2 protein-coding genes are annotated in these 2,295 nt (G+C 63.6%); both read right to left on the bottom strand.

The window, feature by feature from the left end; all coding sequences use genetic code 11:
* Positions 1-194: 194 nt before the first annotated feature.
* Entirely contained in the window at positions 195-1,121 is a 927-nt protein-coding gene (gene argF / locus MR825_RS01205; RefSeq protein WP_287878228.1) for an ornithine carbamoyltransferase, read from the bottom strand.
* An 85-nt stretch (positions 1,122-1,206) separates the two neighbouring features.
* Positions 1,207-2,295: aminotransferase class III-fold pyridoxal phosphate-dependent enzyme (locus tag MR825_RS01210; RefSeq protein WP_287878231.1), on the bottom strand; the 1,089-nt coding region annotated here is incomplete at its 5' end.

Genomic DNA, 2,295 nt, shown 5'->3' on the forward strand with positions numbered 1-2,295 from the left:
CGGATAAAGCATGGGCGCAGCCCTTCCTCCCCAAGAGCGCTCCCCAAGAATGCGGGATTCCCAAAACATAATTGACCGCCGTCTCAATACCTACACACTGAGATGGCGGCCTTTTTGCGCGCCGTGCGATTTGACGTTTACACGGAAACGGCGCTCCCCTCCGCAAATCGGAGCGGGGCGCCGTCGTTTTGCTCTTACAGCGTTTTTTCACCGCCCATGAGCAGGTACATGACCGCCTTCTGAGCGTGGAGGCGGTTTTCCGCCTCGTCAAAGATCTCGCCCGCGTGCCGTTCGAAGACCTCCGCAGTGATCTCCTCCCCCCGGTGGGCGGGCAGGCAGTGCTGCACCATGGCGCCGGGATGCGCCAGCTCCATCAGAGCGTCGTTGACCTGGTAACCGGCGAACGCCAAAGCGCGCTTGGCCCGCTCCTCTTCCTGGCCCATGGAGGCCCATACGTCGGTGATGACCACGTCGGCATCCGCGGCGGCCTCCTCCGGTCTGCGGCAGAGCCGGAACACCGCACCGGACGCACTTTGGGCAAAATCCAGCACCTTCGGATCCGGATCATAGCCCTCCGGACAGGCCACGCTCACGTCCATGCCGCACTTGAGACCGCCCACGATGAGGGAGTTGGCCATGTTGTTCCCATCCCCGATGAAGCAGAGCTTCAGGCCCTCCAGACGGGTCATGTGTTCCCGGATGGTCATCAGGTCCGCCAGCACCTGACAGGGGTGGGCAAAATCGGTCAGCCCGTTGATCACGGGGATGGAGGCATACCGGGCCAGCGTTTCCACTTCGTCCTGGCCGTAGGTGCGGATCATGATGCCGTCGCAGTACCGTGAGAGCACCCGGGCCGTATCCTCGATGGGCTCGCCCCGGCCGATCTGGCTTTCCTTGCCGGAGAGGAAAAGCGCGTGGCCGCCCAGCTGGTACATGCCGGTCTCAAAGGAGACGCGGGTGCGGGTGGAGTTCTTTTCAAAGATCATGGCCAGCGTCTTGCCCGCAAGGTAATTGTGCGTCAGGTTGTGCTTCTGGTTGTACTTCATCTGGTCAGCCACGTTGAGGATCTTGGTGATCTCCTCCCGGGACAGATCCAACAGCTTGAGCAGGTCCTTTTGCATGTTTTTCACCTCATCAATGCCGGCAACGGGACAAGTCTCCGCGCGGGCGTTTTATTCTCATCGTTTCTCCCCGCCGCAGGGCCGGTCACAGCAGGGTCTCCTCCAGAATGGCCAGTCCCCGATCGAGTTCCTCCTGCGTGATGGTCAGCGGAGGCAGCAGCCGAAGGGCCGTTCCCGCCGTCAGCACCAGCAGGCCGTTTTGGATCAGCCGTCCGGCCAGCTCCCGGTTGGTCGCGCCGCCCTTGACCTCCACGCCGATCATCAGGCCCAGGCCCCGCGTGGCCCCCAGATAGGGGGAGCCCAGCGCCTCGATGCGAGCGCGCAGATATTCCCCCTTTGCGCGGACCGCAGCCAGGGCATCCTCATCCAGGGTATCCAGCACCACCTGAGCGGCGGCGGCACAGATGGGGTTGCCGCCGAAGGTGGTGGCGTGGGTACCGGGGCCCAGAACCGCCCGGGTACGGTCGCTGGCCAAAAATCCGCCCATGGGCAGGCCGCCCGCGATGCCCTTGGCGAAGGAGACCGCGTCGGGGAGGATGCCGTATTGCTGAAAGGCAAAGAGCGTACCCGTGCGGCCGATCCCGGTCTGTACCTCGTCCACCAGCAGCAGCCAGTCCCGCTCGGCGCAGAGCACCGCCAGATCGTGGACGAAGTCCGGCTCCATGGGCAGTACGCCGCCCTCGCCCTGTACCAGCTCCAGCATGACGGCGCACACATCGTGGCCCGCTACCTCCTGCACACTGTCCATACTGCCCGCCCGGGCATAGCGGAATCCCTCGTCAAAGGGGAAAAAGTAGTTGTGGAACACGTCCTGCCCGGTGGCGGTCAAGGTGGTGATGGTACGCCCGTGGAAGGAATTTTTCAGGGTAATGATGGTCCCCCGCCCCTTGCCGTACTTGTCAAAGCTGTATTTGCGGGCCAGCTTGATGACGCCCTCGTTGCTTTCCGCGCCGGAGTTTGCAAAGAAAGCCGCCGCCATACCGGCGCGGGTGCACAGCTGTTCGGCCAGCTTGGCGCAGGGCTGGGTATAAAACAGGTTGGACACATGCCCGAGCTTCGCCGCCTGGGCGGCGACGGCGTCCGCCCACTTGGGGTTTGCATACCCGATGGAGCACACGCCGATGCCGGAGGTGAAGTCGATGTACTCCCGCCCCGCCAGGTCGTACAGGGTGGC

The organism is Lawsonibacter sp., assembly GCF_022777125.1.
GTDB lineage: Bacteria > Bacillota > Clostridia > Oscillospirales > Oscillospiraceae > Lawsonibacter_A > Lawsonibacter_A hominis.

Excerpts from the sequence above, each read along its gene's own strand:
- argF (WP_287878228.1), bottom strand. The coding sequence starts at position 1,121 with ATGCAAAAGGACCTGCTCAAGCTGTTGGATCTGTCCCGGGAGGAGATC.